The sequence below is a fragment of the Streptomyces sp. AC627_RSS907 genome (assembly GCF_019049165.1).
Genome location: NZ_JAGMUE010001312.1, coordinates 1 through 617 on the forward strand (window position 1 = coordinate 1; position 617 = coordinate 617).

General features: G+C 76.5%; 1 protein-coding gene and 1 pseudogene. One reads left to right on the top strand and one right to left on the bottom strand.

Annotation, left to right across the window (positions count from 1 at the left end; all coding sequences use genetic code 11):
• A partial coding sequence (locus KUM32_RS41655; protein WP_217146822.1) for a hypothetical protein occupies positions 1-300 on the top strand: 300 nt, incomplete at its 5' end.
• Between the two features lie 105 nt (positions 301-405).
• On the opposite strand, the pseudogene KUM32_RS41660 reads toward KUM32_RS41655, so the two are convergent.
• Positions 406-617: pseudogene (locus tag KUM32_RS41660) on the bottom strand (thiamine pyrophosphate-requiring protein); the annotation flags it as partial.

Genomic DNA, 617 nt, shown 5'->3' on the forward strand with positions numbered 1-617 from the left:
TTCCTGAGCCGGTACGCCGATCTCGTCGCCGAGGTGGCCAGCCTGTGCGCCGTCGCCGAGCGCTCGCTGCGCGGGGAGCGGCCCGATCAGGCGGAGGCGCGGCGCGGCCGCGACCGGGCCTGGGCCCTGTACGACCAGTTCGTCGACGACTTCCGGCACCACCGCTTCGGGCCGACCACGGTCAGCGGCGCCCTGCTGGTGGAGAGTAAGCAACTGCTGTACGAGCTGGCTCCCGACACCGACCGGGGCGACGCCGCGCGGGACGAGGGGGACGACCGCGACCAGCCGGGCCGCCCGTGACCACCGGTCCCGCTGGCCCTTGGCTCCGCTGGCCGTCGGTCCCGCTGACCACCGGCCCCGCGGGCGCTCGGGAGCGCCCGCGGGACCGGCCCGGGTGGGTCGGCGTCAGTCGTGACCGCCCGGCAGCATCTCCTGCACCTTGGCCTTCAGCCCCTGCCGCAGCACCGCGCCTCGGTCGCTGTCGCCCTTGACCAGGGAGGCCGCGGCGGCCTCGATCTGGTCCAGCGTCGCGTGCGGCGGGATCGGCGGCACGGCCGGGTCCACCCGGAAGTCCAGGACGAACGGCCGGTCCGCGGCGAGCGCCCGCTGCCAGGACG